General features: G+C 63.7%; 27 protein-coding genes. 12 read left to right on the top strand and 15 right to left on the bottom strand.

Translation table 11 applies throughout. The features are described from left to right. Positions 1-4 precede the first annotated feature (4 nt). A complete protein-coding gene (gene waaC / locus CSQ91_RS16810; protein WP_099389018.1) occupies positions 5-1,027 on the top strand; it encodes a lipopolysaccharide heptosyltransferase I in 1,023 nt (340 codons plus the stop codon). Between the two features lie 18 nt (positions 1,028-1,045). After that, a complete protein-coding gene (gene waaA / locus CSQ91_RS16805; protein WP_099389017.1) occupies positions 1,046-2,320 on the top strand; it encodes a lipid IV(A) 3-deoxy-D-manno-octulosonic acid transferase in 1,275 nt (424 codons plus the stop codon). Between the two features lie 123 nt (positions 2,321-2,443). On the opposite strand, the gene CSQ91_RS16800 is transcribed toward waaA, so the two are convergent. The 11 genes from CSQ91_RS16800 to miaB all read right to left on the bottom strand — a co-directional run bounded on the left by CSQ91_RS16800 (position 2,444) and on the right by miaB (position 13,856). Beyond that, positions 2,444-3,367, bottom strand: a complete 924-nt coding sequence (locus CSQ91_RS16800) for a M48 family metallopeptidase (RefSeq protein ID WP_099389016.1) — start codon at positions 3,365-3,367, stop codon at positions 2,444-2,446. A gap of 44 nt (positions 3,368-3,411) precedes the next feature. Then, positions 3,412-4,152 (bottom strand): lysophospholipid acyltransferase family protein, encoded by a 741-nt coding sequence (locus tag CSQ91_RS16795; protein ID WP_034780186.1) that lies wholly within the window; start codon positions 4,150-4,152, stop codon positions 3,412-3,414. A gap of 16 nt (positions 4,153-4,168) precedes the next feature. Then, on the bottom strand, positions 4,169-4,756 hold the full coding sequence (gmhB, locus tag CSQ91_RS16790; protein ID WP_052139990.1) for a D-glycero-beta-D-manno-heptose 1,7-bisphosphate 7-phosphatase: 588 nt from the start codon (positions 4,754-4,756) through the stop codon (positions 4,169-4,171). After that, the gene (glyS, locus tag CSQ91_RS16785; RefSeq protein WP_099389015.1) at positions 4,756-6,858 is read right to left on the bottom strand and encodes a glycine--tRNA ligase subunit beta; all 2,103 of its coding nucleotides are present in this window, start codon (positions 6,856-6,858) and stop codon (positions 4,756-4,758) included. Before glyS ends, gmhB begins: the two co-directional genes overlap by 1 nt. Before the next feature lie 39 nt (positions 6,859-6,897). Next, positions 6,898-7,815, bottom strand: a complete 918-nt coding sequence (gene glyQ / locus CSQ91_RS16780; protein ID WP_034780177.1) for a glycine--tRNA ligase subunit alpha — start codon at positions 7,813-7,815, stop codon at positions 6,898-6,900. A 147-nt stretch (positions 7,816-7,962) separates the two neighbouring features. After that, entirely contained in the window at positions 7,963-9,480 is a 1,518-nt protein-coding gene (gene lnt / locus CSQ91_RS16775) for an apolipoprotein N-acyltransferase (protein WP_099389014.1), read from the bottom strand. A gap of 79 nt (positions 9,481-9,559) precedes the next feature. Further along, entirely contained in the window at positions 9,560-10,438 is an 879-nt protein-coding gene (locus CSQ91_RS16770; RefSeq protein ID WP_034746750.1) for an HlyC/CorC family transporter, read from the bottom strand. A 117-nt stretch (positions 10,439-10,555) separates the two neighbouring features. Further along, positions 10,556-10,975 (bottom strand): DUF4259 domain-containing protein, encoded by a 420-nt coding sequence (locus CSQ91_RS16765; RefSeq protein WP_034780174.1) that lies wholly within the window; start codon positions 10,973-10,975, stop codon positions 10,556-10,558. 4 nt (positions 10,976-10,979) lie between these two features. Next, positions 10,980-11,444: an rRNA maturation RNase YbeY gene (gene ybeY, locus CSQ91_RS16760; RefSeq protein ID WP_034780171.1), complete on the bottom strand. Its 465-nt coding sequence runs from the start codon at positions 11,442-11,444 to the stop codon at positions 10,980-10,982. After that, complete coding sequence (locus CSQ91_RS16755) at positions 11,428-12,492, bottom strand: PhoH family protein (RefSeq protein WP_034780157.1); 1,065 nt, start codon at positions 12,490-12,492, stop codon at positions 11,428-11,430. The genes ybeY and CSQ91_RS16755 overlap by 17 nt, the downstream gene beginning before the upstream one ends. Continuing rightward, positions 12,489-13,856, bottom strand: coding sequence for a tRNA (N6-isopentenyl adenosine(37)-C2)-methylthiotransferase MiaB (miaB, locus tag CSQ91_RS16750; RefSeq protein ID WP_070281530.1), 1,368 nt, complete (start codon positions 13,854-13,856; stop codon positions 12,489-12,491). The genes CSQ91_RS16755 and miaB overlap by 4 nt, the downstream gene beginning before the upstream one ends. A gap of 650 nt (positions 13,857-14,506) precedes the next feature. Here miaB and CSQ91_RS16745 point away from each other — a divergent pair. Then, complete coding sequence (locus CSQ91_RS16745; RefSeq protein ID WP_034746769.1) at positions 14,507-14,833, top strand: hypothetical protein; 327 nt, start codon at positions 14,507-14,509, stop codon at positions 14,831-14,833. Positions 14,834-14,995: 162 nt separating this feature from the next. On the opposite strand, the gene CSQ91_RS16740 is transcribed toward CSQ91_RS16745, so the two are convergent. Further along, on the bottom strand, positions 14,996-15,841 hold the full coding sequence (locus CSQ91_RS16740; RefSeq protein ID WP_092607885.1) for an HDOD domain-containing protein: 846 nt from the start codon (positions 15,839-15,841) through the stop codon (positions 14,996-14,998). After that, a complete protein-coding gene (locus tag CSQ91_RS16735) occupies positions 15,838-16,167 on the bottom strand; it encodes a hypothetical protein (RefSeq protein WP_306508788.1) in 330 nt (109 codons plus the stop codon). Before CSQ91_RS16735 ends, CSQ91_RS16740 begins: the two co-directional genes overlap by 4 nt. 214 nt (positions 16,168-16,381) lie before the next feature. Between CSQ91_RS16735 and CSQ91_RS16730 the strand changes: the two genes are divergently transcribed. The 4 genes from CSQ91_RS16730 to CSQ91_RS16715 are packed head-to-tail and all read left to right on the top strand — an operon-like array spanning position 16,382 to position 19,133. Continuing rightward, positions 16,382-17,959, top strand: a complete 1,578-nt coding sequence (locus tag CSQ91_RS16730) for a sensor histidine kinase (RefSeq protein ID WP_034780121.1) — start codon at positions 16,382-16,384, stop codon at positions 17,957-17,959. A gap of 15 nt (positions 17,960-17,974) precedes the next feature. Next, a complete protein-coding gene (locus tag CSQ91_RS16725) occupies positions 17,975-18,556 on the top strand; it encodes a DUF1697 domain-containing protein (RefSeq protein WP_099389013.1) in 582 nt (193 codons plus the stop codon). Continuing rightward, positions 18,556-18,957, top strand: coding sequence for a DUF3224 domain-containing protein (locus CSQ91_RS16720; protein ID WP_070257437.1), 402 nt, complete (start codon positions 18,556-18,558; stop codon positions 18,955-18,957). The genes CSQ91_RS16725 and CSQ91_RS16720 overlap by 1 nt, the downstream gene beginning before the upstream one ends. Continuing rightward, entirely contained in the window at positions 18,954-19,133 is a 180-nt protein-coding gene (locus tag CSQ91_RS16715) for a hypothetical protein (protein WP_034746783.1), read from the top strand. Before CSQ91_RS16720 ends, CSQ91_RS16715 begins: the two co-directional genes overlap by 4 nt. Positions 19,134-19,203: 70 nt before the next feature. Here CSQ91_RS16715 and CSQ91_RS16710 read toward each other — a convergent pair whose 3' ends face one another. Further along, positions 19,204-19,608 carry a PEP-CTERM sorting domain-containing protein gene (locus tag CSQ91_RS16710; protein ID WP_143451042.1) on the bottom strand — a complete coding sequence of 135 codons (405 nt, stop codon included), beginning with the start codon at positions 19,606-19,608 and terminating at the stop codon, positions 19,204-19,206. 333 nt (positions 19,609-19,941) lie between these two features. On the opposite strand from CSQ91_RS16710, the gene CSQ91_RS16705 reads away from it, so the two are divergent. The 4 genes from CSQ91_RS16705 to CSQ91_RS16690 are packed head-to-tail and all read left to right on the top strand — an operon-like array spanning position 19,942 to position 22,069. Next, a complete protein-coding gene (locus tag CSQ91_RS16705; protein WP_099389011.1) occupies positions 19,942-20,295 on the top strand; it encodes an ArsR/SmtB family transcription factor in 354 nt (117 codons plus the stop codon). Positions 20,296-20,303: 8 nt separating this feature from the next. Continuing rightward, a complete protein-coding gene (locus CSQ91_RS16700; RefSeq protein ID WP_034780106.1) occupies positions 20,304-20,729 on the top strand; it encodes a YeeE/YedE family protein in 426 nt (141 codons plus the stop codon). Positions 20,730-20,737: 8 nt separating this feature from the next. Beyond that, positions 20,738-21,169, top strand: coding sequence for a YeeE/YedE family protein (locus CSQ91_RS16695; protein WP_070257440.1), 432 nt, complete (start codon positions 20,738-20,740; stop codon positions 21,167-21,169). Between the two features lie 42 nt (positions 21,170-21,211). Further along, positions 21,212-22,069 (top strand): ChaN family lipoprotein, encoded by an 858-nt coding sequence (locus CSQ91_RS16690; protein ID WP_099389010.1) that lies wholly within the window; start codon positions 21,212-21,214, stop codon positions 22,067-22,069. A 17-nt stretch (positions 22,070-22,086) separates the two neighbouring features. Here the strand turns inward: CSQ91_RS16690 and CSQ91_RS16685 are convergent, their stop codons facing one another. Then, positions 22,087-22,914: an IclR family transcriptional regulator domain-containing protein gene (locus CSQ91_RS16685; protein WP_099389009.1), complete on the bottom strand. Its 828-nt coding sequence runs from the start codon at positions 22,912-22,914 to the stop codon at positions 22,087-22,089. Between the two features lie 165 nt (positions 22,915-23,079). On the opposite strand from CSQ91_RS16685, the gene CSQ91_RS16680 reads away from it, so the two are divergent. Beyond that, a complete protein-coding gene (locus CSQ91_RS16680) occupies positions 23,080-23,778 on the top strand; it encodes a 3-oxoacid CoA-transferase subunit A (RefSeq protein WP_034780092.1) in 699 nt (232 codons plus the stop codon). Position 23,779: the final 1 nt, after the last annotated feature.

The raw sequence follows: 23,779 nt of genomic DNA, 5'->3' as shown, positions 1-23,779 counted from the left end.
CAGCATGGCCGGTCAACCTGGCGCACAGGCGCCCTTGAAAATCCTGCTCGTGCGGGTATCTTCGCTGGGCGACGTGCTGCATAACTTGCCGATGGTGGCGGACATCGCCCGCCATTTCCCGAACGCGACCATCGACTGGGTGGTCGAGGAGGGCTATACCAGCCTGGTGCGCCTGAACCCGCGCGTGGCTACCATCTTCCCGTTCGCGCTGCGGCGCTGGCGCAAGAGCCTGGGCAAGAAAGAGACGCGCGCGGAAATCGCCGCCTTCTTCCGCAGCCTGCGGCAGACGCGCTACGATTATGTGTTCGATACCCAGGGCCTGCTCAAGACGGGCATCATCATGGGCGCCGCGCGCCTGGCGCCGGGCGGACAGAAAGTCGGCCTGGCCAATGGCAGCGAAGGTTCCGGCTATGAAGGCATCTCGCGTCTGTTTCACACGAAAAGCATTCCCCTCGACCCGCGCACGCATGCGGTAGCGCGCGGCCGCCTGGTGGCCGCCGCAGCACTCGGCTACACCATCGACACGCCGGCCGATTTCGGCTTGCCGGAAGTATCCGGCAGCGAGCCGCGCCCGGACTGGATGGGTGAGGCGCCCTATTGCGTGTATTTCCACGGCACGGCGCGCGACGCCAAGAAATGGGCGCCGGAAAACTGGATCTCCCTGGGCCAGGCGCTCGCGCCCATGCCGATTCTGCTGCCCTGGGGTTCGCCCAAGGAAAAGGCGGAAGCCGAACAAGTGGCGGCCGGCCTGCCGAATGCGCGCGTGCTGCCTAAGCTGTCGATGGGCGACGCCACCCTGCTGGCGCGCCATGCGGCGCTGGTGATCGGCGTCGACACGGGCCTGACGCATATCGCCGCCGCCTTTGTGCGTCCGACGGTGGAAATCTATGCCGATTCCCCGTTGTGGAAAACGGAAGGCAACTGGTCGCCGAAAATCATCAACCTGGGCGACAAAGGCGCGCCGCCCGGCGTGCCGGAAGTGCTGGCCGCGGCGCAGCGCCTGCTGGCCGACTATCCTCCCGCCTGACTTCAACATCAAACAATCATGCGACTTCTTTATACCCTTGCCTGGTGGCTGGCCTTGCCACTGGTGCTGGCGCGGCTGTGGCTGCGCGGACGCCAGGAACCCGGCTACCGCCAGTACTGGGGCGAGCGCCTGGGCTTTTACGGGCGCCAGCCAGCGCCTGCCATGGACACCATCTGGCTGCACGCCGTTTCCGTCGGCGAGACGCGCGCGGCCGAGCCGCTGATCGATGCGCTGCTGGCCGCATGGCCCGCTTGCCGCATCGTCCTCACGCACATGACGCCGACGGGGCGCGCCACGGGCAAGTCCCTGTTCGCCAAACACGGCACGCGTCTCGTGCAAAGCTATCTGCCGTACGACACGGGCGCCATGCCGGCCCGCTTCATCCGCCATTTCGCGCCGCGCATCTGCATCCTGATGGAGACGGAAGTGTGGCCGAATCTGATCCACCAATGCAATCGCTACAAAGTGCCCGTGGTGCTGGCCAATGCGCGATTGTCGCAGCGCTCGCTAGGCAAGGCGCAGCGCCTGGGTAAGCTCATCACCGATGCGGCGCGCGGCATCACCCTGGTGGCGGCGCAGACGCAGGACGACGCCGATCGCGTGCGCCAGCTGGGCGTGCGGGACGTGGTCGTCACGGGCAGCATCAAGTTCGACGTCGTCGTGCCCGAGGCGGCGCTGGCGACGGGGGCGGCGCTGCGCGCAGCCATCGGCGCACGTCCCGTGCTGCTGTGCGCCAGCACGCGCGAAGGGGAAGAGCCGCTGATCCTCGAAGCGCTGGCGCGCGCCAGCCTGCCACCTGACGCGCTGCTGCTGGTCGTGCCGCGCCATCCGCAGCGCTTCGACGAAGTGGAAAAACTGATCGCGGCGCAGGGCCTGGCCGTGCAGCGCAGGTCCGGCCTGGCGCAAGGCGATGCCGTTGCGGCGGCCACGCAGGTGCTGCTGGGCGACTCGATGGGCGAGATGTTTGCGTACTATGCAGCCTGCGATTGCGCTTTCGTCGGCGGCAGCCTGCTGCCGCTGGGCGGGCAAAACCTGATCGAGCCGGCAGCCCTGGGCAAGCCCGTGCTGATCGGTCCCCACACCTTCAATTTCGCGCTGGTGACCGAGCAGGCGATTGCCGCCGGCGGCGCCGCGCTGGTGGCAGACGCCGATGCGCTGATGGCGCAGGCGTCGGCCCTGCTGCAGGATCCCGCGCGCCTGGCGGCTATGGGAGAAAAAGCGCTGGCGTTTGCCAACCAGCACCGGGGCGCCACGCCGCGCACGATAGCGGCGATCCAGCCCCTGTTGCCGTGATGGATGCACGGCCAACAATGTTGTCGGATTACGGCCTGCGGCCTAATCCGACCTACTGCCGTGATCGAGGTAGGTCGGATTAGCGCTTGCGCGTAATCCGACAGGCGACGCCAACAATGTTGTTTACGCGAACAGGACTGGCAGCTCTTGCGAGCGTTTTCTGAGCGCCTGCTTGGCGCCGTCGTAATCGGGATAGATCGATTCCACGGTGGCCCAGAAGCGGGGGCTGTGGTTCATTTCCAGCAGGTGCGACAGTTCGTGCGCCACCACGTAGTCGATCAGCGGCAGGGCGAAGTGGATCAAACGCCAGTTCAGGCGGATCTTGCGCTCGATGGTGCAGCTGCCCCAGCGCGTGCCGGCCGACGATAGCGACAATGAGTCGTAGCGCACGCCCAGCTTGTCCGCATACAGGTCCAGCCGCGCCTCGAACAGCTGGCGCGCTTCATGCTGGAACCAGCCCTTCACTTTTTCCTTCAATTGCTGCTCGCTGCCCGTGGGCGTGACCCATACGTGCAGCTCATTCGTCTCGCGCTGGAAGCTGGCGCGGTGGCGCGGCGCCTGGTGCAGTCGCAGGGTGATGTCGCCGCCGAGGTAGGGCAGCACGGCGCCATCGACCCAGGCCACGGGCGGGCGCTGCTGGCGCTGCACCTTGCGCTCGCCCCGCTCCAGCAGCTTCGAGACGATCCAGCCTTGCTTGGCGCGGATGGCGTTGTCGATTTCGGCCAGGGTGACGCGCTTGGGCGCCGTGACGCGCAAGCCGTTATCGTCGATCATGAAGCCGATGGAACGGCGCGTGGAGCGGCGCAGGGCGAATTCGACGAGGTGGCTGCCCAGTTGCAGCTGGCGCAGCGGCGGGCCATCGGCGGTGCGTGGCGGAGAAGGCAGGGGAGGCGGGGCAGGACGAATGATGGGGGGCGCGGGCGCCACTACCGGTGGCGCCACGGGCGGCGCTGGCGGTGCCGTGGGGCGCACCGCCGGGGGCGTGCTGGTCGAGACGTCATGCGCGAACAAATCCAGTTGCTGGTCGCCGACCTTGATGGTCTTCATCTGCTGGCGCAGTGTCGGCTCCTGGATGACCGCGCTGATGCCGTCTAGCCAGCGTTGTAGGCGTGAGGCGAAATGACGCGCATTTCTGATTCTATCCAATTTTCCACCTGTTGCATCATGCTGTCCGGGGTTTGCCCTTCCGGCGAAATCGGTTTGCCTATCGAGACGGTGATCAGTCCCGGGCGTTTGAGGAATGACTGCTTGGGCCAGCACTCGCCTGAGTTGTGTGCAATCGGCACCACCACGGCGCCCGTGGCGATGGCCAGACGCGTGCCGCCGCTCTTGTACTTGCCCGTCTGGCCCACGGGAATGCGCGTGCCTTCAGGGAACATGATAATCCATTGGCCATCGGCCAGACGGCGCTTGCCATGCGCGACCACGCTCTTGAACGCATGCTTGCCCTGCTTGCGGTCGATGGGGATCATGCGCAGCAGCGCCATGGCCCAGCCGAAGAACGGGATGTACAAAATCTCCTTCTTGAACACATACACGAGCGGGCGTGGCAGGCTGGGAAGTAAAAAGATGGTTTCCCATGCCGACTGGTGCTTCGACAGCACGATGGCCGGCGCGTCGGGGAAGTTCTCGGCGCCCTTGACTTCATAGCGGATGCCGCAAATGACCTTGGCACACCACAGGATAAACACGTTCCAGCGCGAGGTGACCCAATAGCGCTTGTTGTAGCTCAATGGCGCGGCAAAAAAGCACACGCAGGCCCAGACGATGGTGGCCACGATCATGATGATCATGAACAGCAGGGATCGCAGGAACAGGGAAATATTACGCAATGCGGTTCTCCGAAGATTAGATACTCAATGCCACGCTGGGCGCCGCTGCGGCGGGCGCCTTGAGCAGGTGGCTGACGACGGCGGCCAGGTCGGGGAAGACCTGGGTGCCAGGCGGCAGGCCACCTGTTTCGTTGGTCTTTTCACCCTTGCCCGTCAATACCAGGTAGGGTACGCAGCCGCTGATGAAGCCGGCCTGCAGGTCGCGCAGCGAATCGCCGACGGTGGGTACGCCTTTCAGGCTGGTGTTGTAGCGCTGCGAGATTTCATGGAACATGCCGGGCTTGGGCTTGCGGCAGTCGCAATTGTCCGCCCCCGCGTGCGGGCAAAAGAAGATGGCGTCGATATCGGCGCCTACCTGCTGCGCCAGGGTGTGCATCTTCTGGTGGATCGCGTTCAGCACCGTCATGTCGAAATATTCGCGCGCGATGCCCGACTGGTTCGAGGCGATGACGACGCGATAGCCAGCCTGGTTCAGGCGGGCGATCGCTTCGAGCGAGCCGGGGATCGGCAGCCATTCGGCCGGCGACTTGATGAAGTCCGGCGAGTCATGATTAATGACGCCGTCGCGGTCGAGAATAATCAGTTTCAGCGCCGGAGTACCCATTATGCCGCCAGCTTGGAAATGTCGGCCACGCGGTTCATCATGCCGTGCAAGGACGACAGCAAGGCCAGGCGGTTGTTGCGCAGGGCGACATCCTCGGCCATCACCATCACGTCATTGAAGAAGCCATCGACATCGTCGCGCAGCTGCGCCAGGGTTTGCAGGGTGCTGGTGAAATCGCCCTTGGCAAAGGCCGCGTCGACTTCCGGCTGCACGCGCGAAACGGCGGCGGCCAGTTTTTTCTCCGCTTCATCCTGCAGCAGCGCCACGTTCACGCCACCGGCGGCAACCTGACTGACGGCTTCCTCGTTCTTTTTCAGAATGTTCGTGATGCGCTTGTTGGCGGCGGCCAGCGAGGCGCTTTCCGGCAGGGCGGCAAACGCCTGCACGGCTTCCAGGCGCTGCACGATGTCGTCCAGGCGGTCCGGATTTTGCGCCACGACGGCTTCGATTTCATTCGGCGAGAAACCGCGTTCGCGCAGGATGCCGCGCAGGCGGTCCAGCATGAAGGTGGTGACATCCGCGACCGGATCCTTGAAGCCGGGCACCGTTGCGAACTGCGCGGCGGCATCGGCCAGCAAGCCCTGGATCGACAGTGGCAAGCGCTTTTCCAGCAGCATGCGCAGCACGCCCAAGGCGTGGCGGCGCAGCGCGAACGGATCCTTGTCGCCCGTCGGCGCCAGGCCGATGGCCCAGATGCCGACCAGGGTTTCGAGCTTGTCGGCCAGGGCCACGGCGGTGCCGGTGCCGGTGGTCGGCAGGCTGTCGCCGGCAAAGCGCGGCTGGTAGTGTTCGGAGGCGGCCAGCGCCACCTCTTCCGGTTCGCCGTCATGGCGCGCGTAATACGTGCCCATGATGCCTTGCAGTTCGGGGAATTCGCCCACCATGTCGGTCAGCAGATCGGCCTTGGCCAACAGGGCGCCGCGTTCGGCCAGGGCCACGTCATATTGCAGCTTGGCGGCGATGGCGCCGGCCAGCGACTTGACGCGCTCTGTGCGGGCCGCTTGCGTGCCCAGCTTGTTGTGGTAGACCACGTTGGCCAGCAGCGGCAGACGCGCTGCTAGGGTCTTCTTCTTGTCTTGCTCGAAGAAGAACTTGGCGTCGGACAGGCGCGGGCGCACGACGCGCTCGTTGCCGCCGATGATGTGCTCTGGCGTGTCCGTCTCGATGTTCGAGACGATCAAAAAGCGCGAGCGCAGCTTGCCTTCGCTGTCCGTCAGGGCGAAGTATTTCTGGTTCGTCTGCATGGTGAGGATCAGGCATTCCTGCGGCACGGCCAGGAATTCTTCCTCGAAATGGCATTCATACACGACCGGCCATTCGACCAGAGCGGTGACTTCATCGAGCAGCGCTTCGGGCATCAGCACCTGGTCGGCGCCTGCCTTGTCCAGCAACTGGGCGCGGATGCGCTCCTTGCGTTCCTCGTTGCTGGCGATGACGCTGGCGTTGAGGATCAGCGAAGGCGCATAGTTTTCCGCGTGCGCGATGGTGATCGGTTCGCCATCGGTGAGGAAGCGGTGGCCCAGGGTGGTGCGGCCGGCCGTCAAGCCCAGCAGGGTCAACGGCAGGATATTGATGCCGTGCAGGGCGATCAGACTGTGGGCCGGGCGCACGAATTGCACGGTGGTGCCGTCCGGGCGCTGATAGCTCATCAGCTTTGGAATCGGCAGCTTGGCGCAAGATTCCGTCAATGCAGCCTGCGCGCCGGTGGCGAGCTGGCTGCCTGGCGCCGTGTAGGTGTAGAAGAAGCTTTCGGCCTTGCCGTCGACGGCGCGTTCCAGCTCGGCCACCGTCAGCTCGGGGAAGCCCAGTGCTGCCAGTTTCTTGGCCAGCGGCGGCGTGCCGTTGCCGTTCGCGTCCAGCGCCACGGAGACAGGCAGGACTTTTTCGCGGATCGATTTGTCGGGCGAGACTTCGCGCACGTTGGTGATGGAGACGGCCAGGCGGCGCGGCGAGGCGTAGCTGGTGGCGACGCTGTCGGCTTCCAGGAAGTCGCGCGCTTTCAGGCCGTTGACGATGCCGGCCGTGAAGGCGGCGCCCAGTTTGGCCAGCGCTTTCGGCGGCAGTTCTTCGGTCAGCAGTTCGATGAGCAGTGTTTGGTTCATGGTGTTCTTGTCTGGTACGGCGGTGTATGAGCTAGGCGATCAAGCGGCGGCGGGTTGGTCTGCGGCGGGCAGCATCGGGAAACCGAGGCGCTCGCGCGAGTCGTAATACGCCTGCGCCACCAGGCGCGACAGGGTGCGCACGCGGCCGATGTAGGCGGCGCGTTCCGTCACCGAGATGGCGCCGCGCGCGTCGAGCATATTGAAGCTGTGCGAAGCCTTCATGATCTTTTCGTAGGCGGGCAGGGTCAGTTGCAGCTCGATCAAACGCTTCGCTTCCGCTTCGTAGTTGCCGAACTGTTCGAACAGCAGGTCCGTATTCGCGTGCTCGAAGTTGTAGGTCGATTGCTCCACCTCGTTCTGGTGGAAGACGTCGCCGTAGGTCAGCTTCTTCGTGACTCCGTTTTCTTCCCACTCGGTCCACACCAGGTCATACACGTTTTCCACGCCTTGCAGATACATGGCCAGGCGTTCGATGCCGTAGGTGATCTCGCCCAGCACGGGCTTGCAATCGAGGCCGCCCACTTGCTGGAAGTAGGTAAATTGGGTCACTTCCATGCCGTTCAGCCAGACTTCCCAGCCCAGGCCCCAGGCGCCCAGGGTCGGGCTTTCCCAGTCGTCTTCGACGAAGCGCACGTCATTCTGCTTCAAGTCCAGGCCCAGCGCGGCCAGCGAACCCAGATACAGGTCGAGGATGTTTTCCGGCGCAGGTTTGAGCACCACCTGGTACTGGTAGTAGTGCTGCATGCGGTTCGGGTTTTCGCCATAGCGGCCATCTTTCGGGCGGCGCGACGGCTGCACATACGCGGCGCGCCAGGGTTCCGGGCCGATCGCGCGCAGGAAGGTACCGGTGTGGAAGGTGCCGGCGCCGACTTCCATGTCGTAAGGCTGGAGCAGGGCGCAACCTTGCTTGTCCCAATAGGTTTGCAAGGTCAGGATAATTTGTTGAAATGTGAGCATCGTATGAGTTCGCCGCGCGGGAGACTGCGCGCTGTTAAGGTTTGCTTGAAGCCCGGACGCTGCCAGTCAAGCGTGTCCGGGCCGGGGTTTTGCTAATTTTAGCGGTTTTTACGGGCCCACTGTGACTCTTCGGGCAATATCGGCCGCTTATTGCTGCCCGGCGCGGCCGCGGCGGGCGGCGCGCGACAGCAGGAAGGCCGCCAGCAGGGCCAGCGCGGCCAGGGCCAGCACCAGTTTGTTGCCGTACAGAATGTATGGCGTCATGCCGCCCATGCCTTGCACCTTGGCCGCCAGGGTGGCTTGCTGTTCCGGCGGTAGCAGGCTTTGCACCACGCCCTTGCCGTCGATGACGGCGGTGGCGCCCGTGTTCGTCGAGCGCAGCATCGGGCGGCCCGTTTCCAGGCTGCGCATCTGCGAAATTTGCAAATGCTGCGGGATGGCGATCGAGTCGCCGAACCAGGCCAGGTTCGAGATATTCAGCAGCACGGACGCCGACTGCTTGCCATGGCGGTGGGCGCTGGCCAGCTGGCCCGCGATTTCCTCGCCAAACAAATCTTCGTAGCAGATATTCGGCAGCACCAGCTGGTCGCGCACCTGCAGCGGCGCCTGCACTTCCGCGCCGCGGCCCATGTCGCCCAGCGGGATGGCCATCATGGCGACAAACCAGTGCAGGCCGGGCGGCACGAATTCGCCGAACGGCACCAGATGGTGCTTGCGGTACTGGTAATACGGTCCCGGCGCGCCGTTGGGCGTGATCCCCAGGGCCGCATTGTAGAAGCGCTGCTGCTCGTCGAGCACGGGCATGCCGACCAAAATCGTGCTGCCCGTCTGCTGAGAATAAGCCGCCAGGCTATCCAGATAGCCGGGCGGCAGCTGGTGCGGCAGCACGGTGACGGCCGTTTCCGGCGTGGCGATCAGGTCGGCCGGCGCGCTGGTGATGGCGCTCTGGTACATGTGCAGGGCGCCCAGCACGAAGCCGGGGTCGAATTTCTGCTGCTGCGGCACGTTGCCCTGCAACAGGCGCACCGTGATCGGGCGTCCGACCGGGTGCGTCCACGCCACGTACTGCAAGCCGATGCCTGCCGCGTACAGCGCGATGACGCCGCCCAGCGCAAACCAGCGCGTGCGGTGCGTCAGCAAAAGCAGGGCGCCGGCCGACAGCGCCGCCAGCCAGCCCAGGCCATACGCGCCGACGATGGGGGCAAAGCCGGCCAGCGGGCTGGCATTGTGGGCGTAACCGGTGGCCAGCCAAGGGAAACCCGTAAACAGCCAGCCGCGCGTCCATTCGAACAGCGTCCAGGTGGCGGGCAGCACCAGCAAGGTCATGGCGGGCAGGGACAGCACCCAGCGCTGGCGCAGCCAGGCGGCCGCGCCCATGGCCATGGCCACGTAAATGGCCATCAGGAGGGCCAGCAGGGCCACGGCGATGACCGCGATCGGCGCGGCCATGTCGCCATAGCGGTGCATGGAGATATACAGCCAGTGCGTGCCGGCCGCGCACCAGCCAAAACCGTAGGCCCAGCCGATCAGCGCGCCGGCCTTGACGTTCGCCGCGCGCAGCACCTGGTAGAACAGCACGCCCAGGCTGAGGATTTGCAGGGGCCAGTAGCCGAAAGGGGCGAACGCCAGCACCGCGACGGCGCCGGCAACGGCGGCAGTCAGCATGCGCGCCCCTATGCTGCGGGGCGGTTTGGCGGGGGCGTTGGGGTCAGCGCGTCTGAAACGCATTTACAGCACGCGCATGTCAGAGTTCCAGTTCCGGCACGTTGGGCAGGCGCTCGACCAGCAGCACGTGCACCTGGCGCGCATCGGCGCGCAGCACCTCGAAGCGCAAATTGCCCAGGTCGAAAATATCGCCCTTGTGCGCCATGCGGCCCAGATACTTCGACACGAGGCCGCCGATGGTGTCGACGTCGTCGTCGACCAGGTGGCTGCCCACTTCCTCGTTGAACTGCTCGATCTCGGTCAGCGCCTTGACGCGCCAGCGGGGGCCGAACTGGCCTTCCTTGAGCGACAGGATATTGTCCTCGGCTTCGTCGAAGTCGTATTCATCCTCGATATCGCCGACGATCTGTTCCAGCACGTCTTCGATGGTGATCAGGCCGGCGACGCCGCTGTATTCATCGACGACGATGGCCATGTGATTGTGGTTGGCGCGGAAATCGCGCAGCAGCACATTCAGGCGTTTCGATTCGGGGATGAAGATGGCGGGGCGCAGCATGTCGCGGACGTCGAAAGTTTCTTCTGCGTAATAACGCAGCAAGTCTTTCGCCAGCAGGATGCCGATGACCTTGTCGCGCTCGCCTTCGATCGCGGGGAAGCGCGAGTGGGCGGTGGACAGGACTTCCGGCATCCATTCCTCGATCGGCTTGCTGATGTCGATGACATCCATTTGCGAACGGGGAATCATGATGTCGCGCGCGCAGAGATCCGATACCTGAAACACGCCTTCGATCATCGACAGGGCGTCGGCGTCGATCAGCTTGCGTTCATGCGCATCGTGTAGAACTTCGAGCAATTCTGCACGGTTCTCTGGCTCGGGGGAAATGAGTGCGGTCAGGCGTTCAAACAGTGACCGGTGGGGCTTGACGTCAGTTCTGACGCCACTAGGGTGCTCGGGCATAGGAGGCGTGAGCCGTTGTTGCGAAGGGATATAGGATACACCAAAAGTGGGGGAATACCGGATTTCCCCGCTTTTGATGCAAATTTAATATGTTGAAGTGCGCCGTTGCCCGACGTTTCAGGCGTCCGCGCCCAGCACGCGCGCGCGCAGGGCCGCCACGTCGGCCTGCCAGTCGGCGAAATGCTCGCTGTCCTGCCACAGCTGGCGCAGTTCCGACGCTTCCCCGCCGATCTTGTCGAAGGCCAGGCGTGCTTTTTCCAGCAGCGGCGGCGTGACCTTCTTCTTGCAGGCGGCCACCCATTCGTCCACTTCCGCGGTGGCCGGATCGTCCTCGCCCGGCTTGCCCAGCAGGCGCGCGATCACTTCCAGCGCGGCCAGCGCTTCGGCGGCGAACGGCGCCTCCAGTTGCGCTTCCTGGCTGTCGATGACGTTGTCGAGCGTCGTCTCGACCAGTTCCAGGGTTTTATATTCGTGCAAATCCTGCGCCCAATCCATGGCGTAGTCGTTGCCGAAGGCATCCAGTGCCCAGGTTCCCATGCTCTTACTCCTTGTACGGGTCGGTAATGCCGAGTTTCGCGAGGATGTCCGTTTCCAGGCCCTCCATCTCGGTGGCTTCCTCGTCATCCATGTGGTCGTAACCCTGCGCATGCAGCACGCCGTGCACGATCAAATGGGCCGTGTGCTCTTCCACGCTCTTCTTCTGCTCCGCCGCTTCCTTCTCCAGCACGTCCGTGCACAGGATGATGTCGGCGCGCGTCGGCTCGTCGTCATTCAACTCTTCGCCTTCGTTGTAGGCGAACGTCAGCACGTTGGTGGCGTAATCCTTTTCGCGGTAGTCGCGGTTCAGGGTACGGCCTTCTTCCGCGTCGACGAAGCGGATCGTGAATTCGGCGGGGGCGAACAGGGCCGCCTTGACCCAGCGGCGCACTTTCGGGCGCGTGATCAGGGTTTCCAGGCGGGCATCCGGGTATTGCACGGACAGGGACAGTTTATTTTTTTCGGACATTTTTGGCGGCAGCTGGTTTCAACAAGGGGAGTAACTGGGCGGCGTCGGCGCCGGCCGCCTGCGCCGTTTCATAGGCGTCGACGATGCGCGCGACGAGCGGGTGGCGCACCACGTCGGTGCTGTTAAATTGCGTGAAGCCGATGCCGCGCACGTCTTTCAGCACATGCACGGCGTCGATCAGGCCGCTCGTCTGGCTCTTGTGCAGGTCGACTTGCGTGACGTCGCCCGTCACCACGGCCTTGCTGCCGAAGCCGATGCGCGTCAAAAACATCTTCATCTGTTCGACGGTGGTGTTTTGCGCCTCATCGAGGATGACAAACGCGTGGTTCAGGGTGCGCCCGCGCATGTAGGCCAGCGGGGCGATCTCGATCACCTGTTTTTCAAACAGCTTTTGCGTGCGGTCAAAGCCCAGCAAATCATACAGCGCATCGTACAGGGGACGCAGATACGGATCGACCTTTTGCGCCAGGTCGCCCGGCAAAAAGCCCAGGCGCTCGCCCGCTTCGACGGCCGGGCGCGTCAAAATGATGCGCTTGACGGCGTCGCGTTCGAGCGCGTCGACGGCGCAGGCGACGGCCAGATAGGTTTTACCCGTTCCGGCGGGGCCCACGCCGAAGCTGATGTCGTGTTCGAGGATGTCGCGCAGGTAGGCGATCTGGTGCGGCGTGCGCCCGCGCAGGTCGGAGCGCCGCGTTTTCAGCACGGGGCTGGCGATATCCGGCTCGACGAAGGTGCTGGCGGGCGCGTTGGCGTGGTGTTCCGAGGCGGCGGACAGGCCCGCGCGCTGTTCCACCAGGGCCAGCTGCACTTCCTCCAGCGGCACGACCTTGTTGGCGATGGCGTAGAACTGCTCGAGGATTTCCACGGCGCGTTCGGCATTGCTGCCGCCGACGATGAATTTCTCGCCGCGGCGGAAGATCGTCACGTCGAGGGCGGCGGAAATCTGGCGCAGGTTTTCATCGAGGGGGCCGCACAGGTGCGCCAGGCGCGTGTTGTCCAGCGGCTCGGGGATGAAGTAATGCGGCTGTATCGGGGCTTTGGTTTTCAACTGGCTCTTTTCAATGCGGGTGCGCTGGCGACGAGTTCGCCGCGCAGGGTGTAGGAATGGCTTTCGGTGATGCGCACGTCGACCAGCTGGCCGGTCAATTGCAAGCCGTCGGGACCGGCGTCGAAATTGACCACGCGGTTGTTTTCCGTGCGGCCTTGCAGTTCGCTATCGTCTGTATCCTTTTTGGAGCGGCCTTCGACGAGGATGGTTTGCACCGTGCCCACCATGGCCAGGCTGTATTTGCGCGTGTTGGCGTCGATGGCCGCCTGCAGCTGCTGCAGCCGTGCCAGCTTGACTTCGTGCGGCGTATCGTCTTCCAGGCTGGCGGCCGGCGTGCCGGGGCGCTTGCTGAAGATGAAGCTGTAACTGTTGTCGAAGCCCACGTCCGCGATCAGCTTCATCATGGCGTCGAAGTCGGCCTGCGTCTCGCCAGGAAATCCCACGATGAAGTCGGACGAAATGGCCATGTTCGGGCGCACGGCGCGGATGCGGCGGATGATGGACTTGTATTCGAGGCCCGTGTAGCCGCGCTTCATGGCGCCGAGGATTTTGTCGGAGCCGTGCTGCGCCGGCAGATACAAATGGTCGACCAGTTGCGGGATCTTCGCATAGGCGTCGATCAGGCGCTGCGTGAATTCCTTCGGGTGGCTGGTGACGAAGCGCATGCGTTCGATGCCGGGGATGTCGGCCACGTATTCGAGCAGCAGGGCGAAGTCGGCGATCTCTCCGCCTTCCATCGCACCGCGGTAGGCGTTCACGTTTTGCCCCAGCAGGGTGATTTCCTTGACGCCCTGGGCGGCCAGGCCCGCCACTTCCGTCAGCACGTCCTCGAAGCGGCGCGAGACTTCCTCGCCGCGCGTGTAGGGCACGACGCAGTAGCTGCAATATTTGCTGCAGCCTTCCATGATGGAGACGAACGCCGAAGCGCCCTCGACCTTGGCCGGTGGCATGTGGTCGAATTTTTCGATTTCCGGGAAGCTGATGTCCACTTGCGAGGCGCCGCTGGAGCGGCGCAACTCGATCATCTGCGGCAGGCGGTGCAGGGTTTGCGGGCCGAAGACCATGTCGACATACGGCGCGCGCTTGACGATGGCGTCGCCTTCCTGTGACGCCACGCAGCCGCCCACGCCGATCAAGAGGTGCGGCTTGGCCAGCTTCAGGTCGCGCAGACGGCCCAGGTCGGAAAACACTTTTTCCTGCGCCTTTTCGCGCACGGAGCAGGTATTGAGCAGGATCACATCGGCATCTTCCGGCGTGTCCGTGCGCACCAGGCCATCGGAGGCGCCCAGCACGTCGGCCATCTTGTCCGAGTCGTACTCGTTCATCTGGCAGCCGAAGGTTTTAATGAATACTTTTTTCTGCATGGAGTTGGGCGCTTATCGGTAAATGTGGCGGCAAACAAGATGGCTGGGCGGGATGCTGCAGCGCAGGGGGCCGCTCAGGGCGGGCGCGGTGGATGACCGGCCTGGCGCCTCTGGCTGCCCGGCGGCAGGCTCGCTGCAAGTTCAGGCCATAGTTTAGCGTAAAACGCCGGGGCGGGCCATGTTGTGCTTACCTTGCCGACAAGGTTGCCGCCTGCATATGCCGCCATGTGACGTGGTGCTCAAAAGCATTTATTGCCGTGCGACACCATTGATTTGTAACAAGTTGCTGCAAAGCCTTGTGTGCGCCCGCTGGCATCCTAATGTGTTGAAATAGCATCGTTGCCAAGCCAACCAGCAGCTTGATTGATATTTAACAATCAGGAAGTTTGCGCGAGGCGCAGATGCTGCGTGTTTGGGCTAGTATATTGCCTTATATGCAATTCATTTTTGGCGAGTCATACGTGCTTTGAGTGTCTTTATTCACGCGGCAAGTTGCGTACGTTGGCTGGGCGTGGCAGTGCGAGTCCTGTACAGGCAGTGCGATAAGGAGGGAGGGCTGAATCCGATGGAAGACGTTTATTTGAACACTCTAAGCCAGCCTTAAGTTCGTATCGGCATTATTTTCTACATTCACCAGACGAGGAAAAATCATGGCACATCATGCATTAGCATCGCAAGAGAGTTACAACCCGAACCACCTGCTGGACATTCTGCTGAGCAAGATGCAGCTGAAAAACGATGCAGCCCTGTCGCGTCTGCTTGAAGTGGCGCCACCGGTCATCAGCAAGATCCGCCACCACCGCTTGCCGGTCGGCGCCTCGCTGCTGATCCGCATGCACGAAGTGACGGGCATGAGCATTCGTGACCTGCGTGACTTGATGGGCGACCGCCGCACCAAGTATCGTCTGTCCGACGCCCAGGGCCGTCCAAAAGCGGAAGACCGCGGCGATGCGCAAGAATCGAATTACGCGCACTGATGTGGTGGTTGTACGCTGACTGTGCCGCTTGCGTAGCTGCTGGCGGCAACAGGCTGGCGTGGACCGGGCAGCATGGACGTACCGCAGTACCTATAACGGCTTTCGCCTCGCAGCGAGAGCCGTTTGCGTTTGCGGCTGTGCCTGCCGAGTTCGCTTAAGCAATCAGCTTAGCAAGGCCGAGGTGATTTCATCGTAGCGCAGCTCCGTTTCGCGGAACAGCTGCAGATACGTGTCTTCGCCCAGTCCCAGCGCATCCCAGGCCACCGGCGAGACGCGCGGCACCATGTCGTCGCCCGCCTGCGCCAGGTCGAGCGCGCAAACAAGCGCATTGGCCACGTGGATCAGCGATGCGAGGAAGCCTGCCCCCGGCGTTTCCGGCTGCAGGTAGTTGGCCAGCGCCAGGCGCATGGTATCGGAAAAATTCCAGTGTTCGGCCAGCGCCACGCCGGCCTGCACGTGGTCCACGCCCAGCACGGTTTGCTCCGCTTCGAGCAGGCTGCAATCGTGCGCCGCCTGGTGCGCGATGACTTGCGCGTAATGCGCGGGAAAGCTGCTGACCAGCACCAGGCGGCCGATGTTGTGCAGCAAGCCGGCCGTGAAGGCGTAATCCTGGTTGAAGCGGATCTGCCGCGCCAGCACCTTGGCGCAGGCGGCTGTTGCCACCGAATGGCGCCAGAAGGCCTTGTCGTCGAAGCCGGGGCAGCGACCTTCCGGGAAGCAGCCCGTGATGGCGGCCGACGTGATCAGGCTGCGCGTGGTCTGGAAGCCCAGGTACGTGATCGCCTGCTGGATGGTGGTGGCCTTCACTTGCAAGCCGTATTGCGACGAGTTGGCCAGGCGCAGGGTTTTCGCCGTCAGTGCCTGGTCGTACGACACTTTTTTGGCCAGCACGGAAATATCGACGTCTTCCTGGTCGATGCTGTTGAGCAGTTCCATGACGACGGCGGGCAGCGAGGGCAAATCGTCGAGGTGGGCGACGATGTCGTCGAGGGTCAGCTGGGCGCTCATGCGGCCTCTCCCGTGCCCAGGCGGTATGCCGTGACATAGCTGCGCAGCAAGGTGGTGGCCGCGTCCAGGGGATCCTCCGGGTCATGCTTGCGGAACAAGTAGGCCAGCCGTTCGCTGTCGGCCGCCTGTTGCGCGGCGATTTCTTCGGGCGACGGTGGCGGCGCCTGGATCGGCAGCATGTCGATGTTGTGGCGCGGCATCAGGGCCAGCATGTTTTCAGTCAATACCGCGCCTTGCGGCAACAGCACTTGTCCATGCGCATCGAGCAAGACATCCGACAAGACCATGCCAGGACGAACTTGTTCCAGGGGTAGATGTTGATGCATGACCGCCATGACGACTCCTTAGATGATTGCGGGATATTACCATTGCCATGACGCAATGTCTCAACCTGTATCAAGGCCCGGTGGAAAACGGTATTGCTGTAAATCTTGCCAATAAGCATGTCATACCGTACATTTGATTCAGGCTGTTGTCCGCTGACGTATCTGCGCCCGCGCCGCGGGCCGGCGACCGGCCTGGCCCGGGGAGTGTTGATTGATGGTGAGTATCCAAGTCCGGCTGACCCTGCTTTTTGTCGTGATCGTCACCCTGGTGCTGGGCATTTCGGGTACCTATACCCAATATACCTTGAGCAAGGAACTCGAATCGGGCAGCGCGCGCCTGCGCAGCGGCGTGCTCACGCGCTTGCAGACGAGTTTGCCTTCCGCCCTGTGGGACCTCGATAAATCCAAGGTCGACAGCATCGTCGCGGCCGAAATGCTGCCGCCGGAACTGGTCGGCATCCGCGTCTACGACGCCTCCGTCGGCCTGTTCGCGGGCGAAGTGCGCGACGCGGCTGGCACCCTGGTGCCGCTGACGGCCGACGTGGCCATGGGCGGCACGCCCGTCGAGGCGCCGCTGGTGTTTCGCGACGCCGTGGCCGCGGCCACGGGTGGAAAGCCCGTGATCGTCGGCAAGGTCATCGTCAATTTCAGCCGCGCCCAGATCGATGCGGCCCTGCGCGGCGAAGTGCGGCGCAAGGTGCTGGAAGTGTTGCTGCTTGACATCATTCTGGTGGGCGCCCTGGCGCTGAGCCTGCGCATCGTCTTCGGGCCCTTGAAACAGTTGCGCGACGGCTTGTTCGATCTGGCCACGCGCGGCAGTGACGATGTCGAGGAGCTGCCGGAAAACCGGCGCGACGAGCTGGGCGACGTGATCCGCGGCTTCAATGCCGTGCAGCGCAAGCTCAAGTCCATCATCGAGGGCAGCCGCGAGGCGGAGGACATGGCGCGCCGCTCGCAGCAGGCAACGGCGCAGGCCATGGACGAGCTGCGCCGCGCGCAGGAATCGTTGCTGCAGTCGGAACGCCTGGCCTCGCTGGGCAGCCTGGTGGCCGGCGTGGCGCATGAAATCAACACCCCGGTCGGCATCGCGCTGACCAGCGCCTCGGTGCTGAAGGAGGCCACCGATGCCATCAGCACGGCGGTGGCCGGCGGCAGCGTGAAGAAGACCGATATCGTGCGCTACCTGGAAACGGCCGGCGAAAGCGCGCGGCTGATCATGAACAATGCCTATCGCGCCGCGCACCTGATCCACAGTTTCAAGCAGATCGCCGTCGACCAGGTCAGCGAGGCGCGCCGCTTGTTCGAATTGCGCGACTATATCGGTGAAGTGATTTCGAGCCTGCAGCCGACCCTGAAAAAGACGCACATCCGCATCGATATCGATTGCCCGCCCGGCATCATGCTCGACAGCTATCCGGGCGCGCTGGCGCAGGTGCTGACCAACCTGGTCTTGAACTGCGTCGAGCACGCCTTTGATGCGGATACGGACGGCCATATCCATATCGGCGTGCTTGGCGATAACGACTGGATCGCCATGCAGGTGCGCGACGATGGCCGCGGCATCGCGCCGGACATGCTCGACCGCGTGTTCGACCCGTTTGTCACCACGCGGCGCGGACAGGGCGGCACGGGCCTGGGCTTGAATATCGTATTCAACTTGATTGCCAAGCAGTTTGGCGGCACCATCACGGTCAGCAGCACGCTGGGGCAGGGCGCGACGTTCCTGCTGCGCCTGCCCAAGGTGACGCCATTGCCGGAAGGCGCCGCCAGCGGTCCTGCCGGCCAGGCATAGGCAAGGAGACAATACATGGCACAGATGGAAAACAGTCAGCAGGTGGCGCTGTTGCGCGGGATCAATGTGGGCCGCGCCAAGCGCGTGGCCATGGCCGACTTGCGCAAGCTGCTGGGCGACCTGGGGTTTGCGCAGGTGCGTACCGTGCTCAACAGCGGCAACGTCGTGTATGACGGAGGCAAGGTTGCGCCGGCCGACGCCGCCGCCTGCATCGAGGAAGCGCTGGTGCTGAAACTGGGCGTGGCGGCCAGGGTGACGGTGCTGTCGGCCAGCCAGTTTGCCGAACTGATCGAACAAAACCCCCTGGCGCCAGCGGCCGATGCGGCCCGGCTGCTGGTGCTGGTGCTGAACAATCCGGCCGACGTCCAGCGTCTGGCGCCGCTCTTGCAGCAGCCGTGGCAGCCGGAAGCGCTGGCGCTGGGGCGATGGGCCGCGTATGCCTGGTGTCCCGATGGCGTGCTGGCCAGCAAGGTGGTAGCGGCCCTGGGCGTGCTGCTGGGCGATGGCGTCACCTCGCGCAACTGGGCCACCATACAAAAATTACATGCGCTGCTGAACGGGGCGGATGCGGCAGTCACATCGACCAAGGAGCACTGATGCCTTTCATTACCGGAACCTTTGACGTCAGCATCACCCCGGAAACCTTGTCGGACACGGCCGCGCAATCGGGGCTGGGGCGCTTGTCGCTCGACAAGCGCTACCACGGCGCCCTCGACGCCAGCGCGCAGGGCGAGATGCTCAGCGCGCGCGCCAGCGTGGCCGGTTCGGCAGGCTATGTGGCGCTGGAGCGGGTGGAAGGCAGCCTGGACGGGCGCCATGGCAGTTTTTATTTGCAGCACAGCGGCACCATGACGCGCGGCGCGCCCGCTTTGTCGGTGACGGTGGTGCCCGATACGGGGACGCAGCAGTTGCAAGGGCTCACCGGCAGCCTGGCCATCCGCATTGAGGACGGCAAGCATTATTATGACTTTACGTATGACATTGTTGAGACGCAATGAACTGGGATATCGTCAAGGGGGTCTTGATCGTGCTCGTGGCCATCAGCGTGGTGGTGACGGCCTTCGTGCTCATTTCCGCCTCGGGCCCGGACAAGGCGGGCTGCATCGCGCGGGCCCTGAAGTCGGGCATTCCGGTGGGGAATATCGAACGGGTCTGCCGCCTGCTGGACAAATGATGACGCTATAAAAAAACATTCCGCACCAGGCGGAATGTTTTTCAGCAGCGCCTTGCCAGTGCTGGCGCCGTCAGTTATCGAATTTTTCCTGTTTTTCGCCGTGCAGGCTCAAGGCCACCAGGCCCAATCCCACCAGCAGCATCGAGTACATGCTCGCTTCAGGCACGGGGGCCGGCACGTGGGCTTGCTGTGCGGGCGCGGCCGTCAAGGGCCTGGGCGGCGCCAGGGCCACATGGTGCGCGCCACTGGTGCTCCAGTGCGGTGCCGCGGCCGCGCTGCTGGCAAGCAGGCGTGCATACGGCAAGTCCGGCGTTTCCCAGCCGGGATTATTATTCAAGCTGATGCTTTCATCGATCGCCACGCGTTCACCGGTTTCCTGCTGCTTGCCGGCCGCCGTGTCGCTGACTGCCGCCACGCTCCATGTGCTGGCCGACAGCGCCAGCAAGGCCACGCATAACGGCTGATAGATACTCATCGTGCTCTCCCTGTTGTTCACCGCGCGGCGCAGCCGAAACCGGCTTGCGCATGGACGGATAATTCGCCTGTACGGGGGCGTATCATGGTTTTTCTGCTGTTCTCCCATTACAGCATAGATCGTGACAATTTTGATACGTTTATTTCCTCTTTATTACGAATATTTGTCATTTTGATAGCGTAAACATGATCGTTGCCGCACACTTTGCATGAGCACGCTATCGCCAAAAAACACTGTTGTTTTTTTGTGCGAATCGCCAGCAGGAAAACAGTATATTGATTAGTATATTGTTTATCGCATGATGATCAATATGACCGCCTGTGGGAGGGCAAGATGGAGACAGTCGCAACACCGCAACACGCATACAACCTCGACGCCATGCGTGGCTCGGCCTACAAGGCCAGCTCGCTGCTCAAGGCCATGGGCAATGCCGACCGCCTGATGCTGCTGTGCCAGCTATCGCAGGGCGAGCATTGCGTCAGCGACCTCGAACAAAAAGTGGGCATCGGCCAGCCGACCCTGTCGCAGCAGCTGGGCGTGCTGCGCGAAGAGATGCTGGTGGCCACGCGGCGCGATGGCAAGCAGATTTATTACCGCGTCGCCAGCCCGCCCGTGCTGGCCGTGCTGCAAGTGCTGTACGCGCAATTTTGCGCGCCGCGCCCCACCTTCAACGACGAAGCGGACTGAAGGCGGCCATGAGCATAGCCTGGCAGCACTTCACGCCGTGGGCCTCGCTGGCCGGCGGCATGCTGATCGGCCTGGCGGCTGCCCTGCTGATTCTGTTCAATGGGCGCATCGCCGGCATCAGCGGCATCCTCGGCGGCTTGCTGCGGCCGCGCAGTGGCGACCTGGGCTGGCGCATCGCCTTTCTTGCCGGCCTGATCGGCACGCCCCTGCTGTACCAATTATGGCAAGCCTTGCCGCCCGTGCAGATCGACGCGGGCACGCCGGCCCTGATCGTCGCGGGCCTGCTGGTGGGCGTGGGCGTGCGCTATGGCGCCGGCTGCACCAGCGGCCACGGCGTGTGCGGCCTGTCGCGCCTGTCTCCCCGTTCGCTGGCGGCCACCATCGCCTTCATGGCGGCCGGATTCCTCACCGTGTATCTGTTGCGCCATCTGTGAGCAAGCTTATGAGCAAGCTGATCCTTTCCCTGTTGAGCGGCCTCCTCTTTGGCCTGGGCCTGATCGTCTCCGGCATGGGCAATCCGGCCAAGGTGCTCGCTTTCCTCGACCTGGCCGGGGCCTGGGATCCGTCGCTGGCGCTGGTGATGGGCGGCGCCATCGGCGTGGCCCTGCCAGCCTTCTGGCTGGCGCGCCGGCGCAGCACGGCTCTGCTGGGCGAGCCCATGCAGTTGCCGGCATCGCGGCGCATCGACCGGCGCTTGCTGCTGGGCAGCCTGGCCTTTGGCGTGGGCTGGGGCATCGCCGGTTTTTGTCCCGGTCCCGCCCTCGTATCCCTGCTGGCGGGCCAGCCGAAAGCGTGGCTGTTTGTGGGCGCCATGCTGGCCGGCATGGTCCTGTTTGAAGTGCTGGAGCGCCGCAAGCTGCCCGCGCCGGTCTGAGACGGTACAATCTGGCGCATCGCCACTTTGGATACTGCTTACATGAAGACCGTGATTTTCCGCGCCGGCGCGCGCGCCGCCCTGCTGTCCAGCATGCTGGCGCTGGCCGCCTGCGGCAGCTTGCTGAAGAAGGAAGCGCCGCCCGCTCTCGTGCCCGTGGCCGACACCTTGCCCAATCCGCAAGTCTTGCTGCTGGGCGAAGTCCATGACAATGCGCAAGGCCAGCGCCTGCGCGTCGAAGAATTGCGCCGCCGCCTGGCAGCCGGCTGGCGTCCCGTGATTGTGATGGAGCAGTTCGACCGCGAAAACCAGGATTTGCTGACGCGCGCCGCGCGCGATTGCGCCGATCCCGACTGCATCATCCGCGTGATGGAACAGCCGCGCTGGGACTGGAGCTTGTACCGGCCCGTGCTGGACCTCGTCATCAGCTACCAGCTGAGCCTGGTCGCCGGCAACCTGTCGCCGGCCGATGCGTCGCGTATCGTGCGCGACGGCATCCAGTGGTCCATGCCGCCCGCCATGGTGGCCACGTACCTGGCCGCACCCGTGCCGGCCGATATCCTGGACGGGCAACAGAAGGAAGTCCAGGCGGCCCGCTGCAATATGCTGCCCGACATGATGATCAACGGTGTCGTCAACGCCCAGGTGGCGCGCGATATCTGGATGGCCAAGCTGATCCGCGACCAGGCGCCGCGCGACGTGGTGCTGATCGCCGGCAATGCCCATGTGCGCAAGGATATCGGCGTGCCCCGCTGGCTGAAGCTGGCGGACCCGCAGCTGAACGTGCGCAGCATCGGCTACCTGGAGCAGGGCGGCAGCGGCTACAAGGGCACGTTTGACCTGACGCAAACGATGCCGGCGCAACCGCGCGCGGACCCGTGCGCGAAGTTTAAGAAATAAGGTTCAGGAAATAATTCCTACTGCTGCACCCGCACCAGGGCGCTGACCCGGCTTGCCGTCTCGAGCAGTTTCGGCAAGCTGTGTTCCAGCAGGTGCGCCACGGACGGCCCCGCCGTCTGGCCGCTGACGTTGATCGCTGCCACCACCTTGCCGGCCCGGTCGAACACGGGCGCGGCCAGGGCGATCAAGCCCTGTTCCAGCTCTTCCTGCACCAGGCACCAGCCCTGCCGCCGCACTTGCGCAATCTCTGCCATCAAGACGTCGATATCAACCTTGGTCGCCGGCGTGATTTTCAGCAGTGCCATCTTCGACAGCCGTGCGTGCAGCACGTCGGGCGCCAGGCCCGCCAGCAAAACCCGTCCCATCGAGGTGCAGTAGGCGGGCAGGCGGCTGCCGATGCCCAGGTTGATCGACATGGTGCGGTGCGCGGACAGGCGCACCACGTACACGATGTCATCGCCGTCGAGCACGGTGGCCGAGCACGACTGGCGCAAGGTCTGCATCAATTCTTCCAGCAGCGGCTGCGCCTGCGTCCACACGGGCAAGGACGACAGGTAGGCGTAGCCGAGGTCCAGCACCTTGGGCGTCAAACGGAAAAGCCGTCCATCCGCTTCCACATAACCGAGATGCAGCAAGGTGTGCAGGATGCGCCGCGCGCCCGCGCGCGTCAGCTGCGCTCGCTCCGCCACTTCGCTCAGGGTCTGTTGCGGCGCGTCCGCGCCAAAGCTGCGCAGCACGGCCAGCCCCCGCGCGAACGATTGCACATAGCTGTCGCCGGGACGCGGTGCGCCGTCGGCGTCAAGGGTGTCTACGGCGGAAAGGGGCGTGCTGCGGAGGTCGGTCATGGCAATTCCAATTGATCAAGGTGGCAATTATAGCCATGGCGCTGGCGAAAACGGCAAATTGACAAGCGCCCCGATCAGGCATATTCTCACGAATAAGTTCTAAATACGAATATTTATTCGTTATGCGAACAAATGGCTGATGGGTATGATTTGGAGGAGACAGCAATGATCGACAAACTGCGTTCCAGCGTGATTGATGCGCTGGCCGATATCCACGATGGCGCCACCGTCATGATTGGCGGTTTTGGCGGCGCGGGCCAGCCGGCCGAGCTGATCGACGGCTTGATCGCCCAGGGGGCGCGCGACCTCGTCATCGTCAACAATAATGCGGGCAATGGCGATACGGGCCTGGCTGCCCTGCTGAAAAACGGGCAAGTGCGCAAGATCATCTGCTCATTTCCCCGCCAGGCCGATTCCCACGTCTTCGACGCCCTGTACCGTGCGGGCAAGCTGGAGCTGGAGCTGGTACCGCAGGGCAACCTGGCCGAACGCATCCGCGCCGCCGGCGCCGGCATCGGCGGCTTTTTCACGCCCACGGGCTATGGCACGGACTTGGCCAAAGGCAAGGAAACGCGCGAGATCGATGGCCGCATGTATGTGTTCGAGTCACCGATCCACGCCGATTTCGCGCTGATCAAGGCGGAGCAGGGCGACCGCTGGGGCAACCTGACCTACCGCAAGACGGCGCGCAACTTCGGCCCGATCATGGCCATGGCCGCGAAAGTCAGCATTGCTTCCGTGCATGAAGTTGCCGAGTTGGGCAGCATCGATCCCGAGCACGTCATCACGCCGGGCCTGTTCGTGCAGCGCATCGTGCAAGTGCCGCGCACGGCCACCGGCCCCGCCGGCTTCAAAGCTGCCTGAG

Origin of the sequence: Janthinobacterium sp. BJB301 (assembly GCF_002735685.1) — a bacterium.
Taxonomy (GTDB): Bacteria; Pseudomonadota; Gammaproteobacteria; order Burkholderiales; family Burkholderiaceae_D; genus Janthinobacterium; species Janthinobacterium lividum.
The sequence above is the reverse complement of the archived record's forward strand: the minus strand, read 5'-3'. Positions and strand labels throughout refer to the sequence as shown.